The organism is Halomonas sp. 707D4, assembly GCF_024158685.1.
GTDB lineage: Bacteria > Pseudomonadota > Gammaproteobacteria > Pseudomonadales > Halomonadaceae > Vreelandella.
Window position 1 is genome coordinate 1 of sequence record NZ_JAMZBD010000208.1, and the last position, 5318, is coordinate 5318.

The 5318-nt window shown below is 64.6% G+C and carries 7 protein-coding genes and 1 pseudogene; 1 reads left to right on the plus strand and 7 read right to left on the minus strand.

Annotated elements, in window-relative coordinates:
- On the plus strand, positions 1–900 hold a 900-nt coding region (locus tag BIS11_RS10125; protein ID WP_253586003.1), incomplete at its 5' end, for a metallopeptidase TldD-related protein.
- A gap of 54 nt (positions 901–954) precedes the next feature.
- Here BIS11_RS10125 and BIS11_RS10130 read toward each other — a convergent pair.
- The 7 genes and pseudogenes from BIS11_RS10130 to BIS11_RS10160 form a co-directional block, all read right to left on the minus strand.
- Positions 955–1494, minus strand: coding sequence for a hypothetical protein (locus BIS11_RS10130; protein WP_253419516.1), 540 nt, complete (start codon positions 1492–1494; stop codon positions 955–957).
- A 44-nt stretch (positions 1495–1538) separates the two neighbouring features.
- On the minus strand, positions 1539–1808 hold the full coding sequence (locus BIS11_RS10135) for an HPr family phosphocarrier protein (RefSeq protein WP_253419518.1): 270 nt from the start codon (positions 1806–1808) through the stop codon (positions 1539–1541).
- Positions 1809–1875: 67 nt separating this feature from the next.
- Complete coding sequence (gene rapZ, locus BIS11_RS10140; protein ID WP_253419520.1) at positions 1876–2766, minus strand: RNase adapter RapZ; 891 nt, start codon at positions 2764–2766, stop codon at positions 1876–1878.
- A 38-nt stretch (positions 2767–2804) separates the two neighbouring features.
- The gene (locus tag BIS11_RS10145) at positions 2805–3275 is read right to left on the minus strand and encodes a PTS sugar transporter subunit IIA (protein ID WP_227390367.1); all 471 of its coding nucleotides are present in this window, start codon (positions 3273–3275) and stop codon (positions 2805–2807) included.
- Between the two features lie 4 nt (positions 3276–3279).
- Complete coding sequence (gene raiA, locus BIS11_RS10150) at positions 3280–3588, minus strand: ribosome-associated translation inhibitor RaiA (protein ID WP_227390368.1); 309 nt, start codon at positions 3586–3588, stop codon at positions 3280–3282.
- A gap of 80 nt (positions 3589–3668) precedes the next feature.
- On the minus strand, positions 3669–5084 hold the full coding sequence (locus BIS11_RS10155) for an RNA polymerase factor sigma-54 (RefSeq protein WP_253419522.1): 1416 nt from the start codon (positions 5082–5084) through the stop codon (positions 3669–3671).
- Positions 5085–5189: 105 nt separating this feature from the next.
- A pseudogene (locus BIS11_RS10160) lies at positions 5190–5318 on the minus strand (lipopolysaccharide ABC transporter ATP-binding protein); the annotation flags it as partial.

The window sequence follows — 5318 nt, forward strand, 5'->3', positions numbered from 1 at the left end:
GTGGCGGGCATCCACCAGTCGGAAGGGGCGTCGCTCTCCAGCGGCGAGGGCGTGCGCGTCTACGCCAACAGCCACGGCTTTCTCGGTACCCAGAAGGGCAGCAGCCACTCGCTTTCCTGCATGCTGATCGCCCAGGACGAGGGCGGCATGCAGCGCGATTACGACTACACCAGCGCCCGCGACCCGCACGCGCTCAGAGACCCCGCGAGCGTGGGTCGCGAGGCCGCGCGGCGCACCCTGCGCCGGCTCGGCGCCAAGCGCCCGCCGACCGGCACCTTCCCGGTACTCTTCGACCCTTCCTTGGCCGCCGGACTCGTCGGCCACTTGATGGGGGCGCTGGCGGGCGGGGCGCTCTACCGCGAGGCGTCGTTTCTGTGCGACAGCCTCGGCCAGCCGCTGTTTCCCGAGTGGTTCGGCCTCGGGGAGCGGCCGATGGAGATCGGCGCCCAGGCGAGCTCGCCCTTTGATGGCGAGGGTGTGCAGACCCGTGACAACCGCTTCATCGAGGATGGGCGCATCGCCAGCTACATGCTCTCCTCCTACAGCGCGCGGCGCCTTGGCATGAGCACCACCGGCAACGCCGGCGGGGCGCGCAACATTCGCCTCGAGGCGCCGCTGGAGACTCTGGAGGCTCTGCTCAAGAGAATGGGGCGCGGAGTGCTGGTCACGGAGCTGATGGGCCAGGGCGTGAACGGCGTGACCGGTGATTATTCACGCGGCGCGGCGGGCTTCTGGGTCGAGAACGGCGAGATCCAGTACCCGGTCGAGGAGTTCACCATCGCCGGCAACCTCAAGACCATGTTCGCAGGCCTGCAGGGGCTGGGCGACGATGTCGATACGCGGGGCAGCATTCACACCGGCAGCTGGCTGATCGACGCGATGACCGTGGCCGGCAGCTGAGCCAGGATCCACGCCATGCCCGCGACCGGTTCGCGGGCTTTTTTTGGGGCTCGCTCAGGGGCGCGGGCGGTACTGTTCGTCGAGCCCCAGCCGGTCGAGCAGGCGCGTGAACAGGAACGCCTCGTCGCCGGCCAGCGACCGGCTCAGGCAGTCGAGGTATTCGCGACGCGAGTAGCGCACCAGGCGGGGCAGCTTGTAGGCGTCGAGGTCGATGGCGAACAGCGTCTCGTCACGCACCAGGAAGTTGCCGGTGTGCAGGCCGCGACAGTGGATGCCGTGACGATCGAAAGCGATCAGGGCGTCGAGGTACTGGTCCTGAAGGGCTGGCGAGTCGAGGATACGCTCTCTGAGGGCGACGCCGTGGATGTTCTTCGTGACCAGCCGGTAGGGACGCGCCTCGACGATGGTCGGCGTGGCGATGCCCAGCGCCTCGAGACGCGCGGCGACGAGCGAGAAGTTGCGTCCCGGGTAGGGGCGAATGCGCAGAAGGTAGCGCAGTCGATCGAACCGCTTGGGCTGGAAGGTCTTGATGAAGAGATCACGGGCGGCGTCGAAATGGACCCGCGAGTACTTTCCGGTCTGGATCAGTTGCATGAAGGGCTCGGTGAGAAAATGTCGTTGCTATCTTCGGCGACCGCTCAGGCGTCTTCGTCGAAGCGCGCCTCGAACAGCGCCTGGATCGAGTCGAGCGCTGCCTCCGCATCGCGGCCCAGGGCTTCCACGGTCAGCGTAGTGCCGCAGGGGGCGGCGAGCATCAGAAGCGACATGATGTTGGCGGCGTCGGCCTTTTGAGCCTGCTTGTAGACGTGAACCTGCGACTCGAACTGCTGAGCGCAGGTGACTAGCTTGGTGGCGGCGCGTGCATGGAGCCCGCGTTGATTGGTCAGTGTCAAGCGTCTTTCTGGCACCCTGGTTCCTTTTCCGAGCGGTGTCTTGATGAAGTCGTGGGGGCGGTGATCGCGCGCCGCCTGCCACTCATGGCGTGGGCAACGCCGTCGCGGCGCTGTAATGCAGCCCGAGTTCGCGGTGGCGAACCTGGACGTTTCGCTGTGAAGCGGCGAGCCGCTGGGCCAGGCGCTCGACCAGGTACACCGAACGATGCTGGCCGCCGGTGCAGCCGATGGCGACGGTCATGTAGCTTCGCTGACTGTTTTGATAGACCGGCAGCCACTTCTCTAGCCACGCCTGGATGTCCTGGCGCATCTGCTCGACCACGGGGTAGCCTTCCAGAAACGTCGCGATCTCGGCGTCTCGGCCGGTAAAAGGGCGCAGCGTCGGATCCCAGTAGGGGTTGGGCAGGCAGCGAATGTCGAAGACGATATCGGCATCCAGCGGCACGCCGCGCTTGTAGCCGAAGGACTCGAAGGTCAGCGTCAGCTGGTCCTGACGCTGGTGGGCAACCTCGTCGGTGATGCGCCGGCGCAGGTCGTGCACCGTCAGCCGCGAGGTATCGATCATCAGATCGGCAAGCTCGCGTATGCCGAACAGCGTCTGCTCTTCCTTGGCGATCGCCTCTTCCAGCGTCATGTCGGTGTCGCGGGTCAGAGGATGGCGGCGCCGGGTGGCGGAGTAGCGCTCGAGTAGGATGCGCGCATCGGTGGTCAGGTAGATCACCTGGACGTGGGTATTGCCGACCTTGATGTCGCGCAGAAGCGTCGGAAAGCGTTCGAGCGCCGCGGGAAGGTTGCGGGCATCAATGCTCACCGCCAGGTGCGTGCGTTCACCCTGCTGGCCGAGCTCTTCCACCAGCGAGCCCAGCAGCATCGCCGGCAGATTGTCGATGGCATAGTAGCCCAGATCTTCCAGCGCCTGCAGGGCGATGGATTTTCCCGACCCGGAGCGGCCGCTGATGATGACTAGTTGCATGGCATCTCTCTTCGGTGGGCGTGTCCGGGTCGCGGGCGCTAGCCGTCTCCCTGCTCGCGAATTCGGGCAATGACCAGTTCGAGCAGTTCGCGCTGGCTCTCGCACTTGCGAAACTGGGCGCGGGTAGAGGCATCGTTCATGATCGTGGCGACCTGGCCGAGCAGCGCCAGATGCGTATCGTCGGCTTCTTCGGGCACCAGCAGCACGAACACCAGATCCACCGGGTCGCCATCGATGGCATCGAAATCGACGGGTTCCGCGAGCTTCAGGAAACCGGCGATGGGAGCGCTGCAGTGCGGGCTTCTGGCGTGGGGAATGGCCACGCCGTTGCCGATACCGGTACTGCCCAGGCGCTCGCGCCCGATCAGTCGGCTGAAGACTTCCTGGCTATCCAGGCTCGGAGTGTTCTGGGCGATGAAGGTGCTGAAGAACTCGAGCACCCGCTTCTTGCTGCCCCCGGGCACGTCGAACAGCACGCGCTCCGGGGGGAGTATGGTTTCCAACGTCATCGATTTAACGCACGCCAGCGCCCTGGGCGCGAGCTTGTGCTTTTTCCTTGTGTTTGACCAGTTGACGGTCGAGCTTGTCGGCCAGAGCGTCGATCGCGGCATACATGTCGCTATCCTCGGCGACGGCGTGGAGGTCGGCACCAGCGGCGTGCAGCGTGCAGGCAGCCTGTTGGCGCTCCTTTTCGATGGATAAGGTCACTTGAACGGTGGTGATGTTGTCGTAATGGCGTTCAATACGGTCGAGTTTCTCGTTGACGTAGTCACGCAAGGCGTCAGTCAGTTCCAGATGATGACCGGTGATGTTTACTTGCATCGACGTGCTCCTTATCGAGGGCTGTACTTCGATTGTAACCCTTTTTGCGCCGTTGCAAAGCCCCGGCGGCAAGTTTCAACTCAGCGCAGTCGGCGCCGCTCGCTCGACGACGGAATGCCCATCGCCTCGCGGTATTTGGCCACCGTCCGCCGTGCCACGTTGATGCCGCCTTCCTCGAGCAGCGACACCAGCCGACTGTCCGAGAGCGGCTTGCCCGGCGTCTCCTCCTGGATGAGCTTCTTCAGGCGCGCGCGAATCGCCGTGCTCGAGTGGCTGTCGCCCCCATCCTGACCGCTCACCTGGCTCGAGAAGAAGTACTTGAGCTCGAACACGCCGCGCGGGGTATGGATGTACTTCTGGGTGGTGACCCGCGAGATGGTCGACTCGTGCATTTCGACGGCCTCGGCGATGTCGGCCAGGATCAGGGGCTTCATGGCTTCCTCGCCGTGCTCGAGAAAGCCGATCTGGCGGGCGATGATCTCGCGGCCGACGCGCAGCAGGGTGTCGTTGCGGCTCGACAGGCTCTTGATCAGCCAGCGCGCCTCCTGGAGGTGGTCCTTGAGGAACTGGTTGTCCTGGCTCTTGTCGGCGCGCTTGATGAGGCTGGCGTAATCCGGCTGCACGCGCAGGCGCGGCAAGGCGTCCGGATTGAGCTCCAGGTGCCAGCCCTCCTGGTCGTGGCGCACGACAAGATCCGGGGTGATGTAGCTGTCGTTGGTGGCCCCGAAGGCGCTGCCCGGGCGTGGGTCGAGGCTTCGAATCAGGCGGATGACGTCGTCGAGCTGTTCGTCGTCGAGGCCGAGCCGGCGCTTGAGCAGGCGCTTGTCGTCCTTGCCGAGCGCCTCGAGGAACTGGCGCACCAGGCGCCTGGCAGGTACCAGCAGCGGGGTGTCGTCCGGGAGCGTGGCGAGCTGGAGCATCAGGCACTCGCGCAGATCGCGGGCAAAGACACCGGTGGGCTCGAACTGCTGCAATCGCAGCAGCACGTTCTCCACCTCGCGCAGGCTCAACCCCTCAAGGCCCTGGGCTCTGAGGCCTTCGCGAATGTCGTTCAGCGGCTGGGTGAGGTAGCCGTTGGCATCGAGGGCATCGATCAGGCTTTCGGCCACGGCGTGATCGCGCTCGGAGGAATCAGTCATCGCCAGCTGCCAGAGCAGGTGGCCATGAAGGCTTTGGCCTGCCGCCTGACGGTCGAAGTCCGGACCTTCCGAGGCGCCGCTGCCGGCGGCCATGTCCTGGTAGGTATCGGACCACTCGCTGTCGATAGAGAGCTCGCTGGGAATGCTCTCCTCCCAGTCGCTTTCCGGCGTTTCGGTCACGCTCTGCTCGCCGAATTCGTCTTCCTGTTCCAGCAGCGGGTTGGAATCGAGTGCCTGCTGGATTTCTTGACGGAGGTCCAGGGTGGAAAGCTGCAGCAGGGCGATCGCCTGCTGCAATTGAGGTGTCATGGTCAGCTGCGTACCGATGCGCAGCTGTAGAGACGCTTTCATGACCATCGAAGAACCACTCGTTACTCGTAAAGCTCCACCCTAGTGCGAGTTCGTGTCCGGCGCAAGTGCAATAAACATGCCATCGAGCGGAACTTTATGAGTGGCATCGGCTTAGAGGCGGAAGTCGGCGCCCAGGTAGACCTCGCGGACCTTCTGGTCGTTGAGGATCGCCTCGGCGTTGCCGCTGGCGATGATGTGACCGTCGCCGACGATGTAGGCGATGTCGCAGATGTCCAGGGT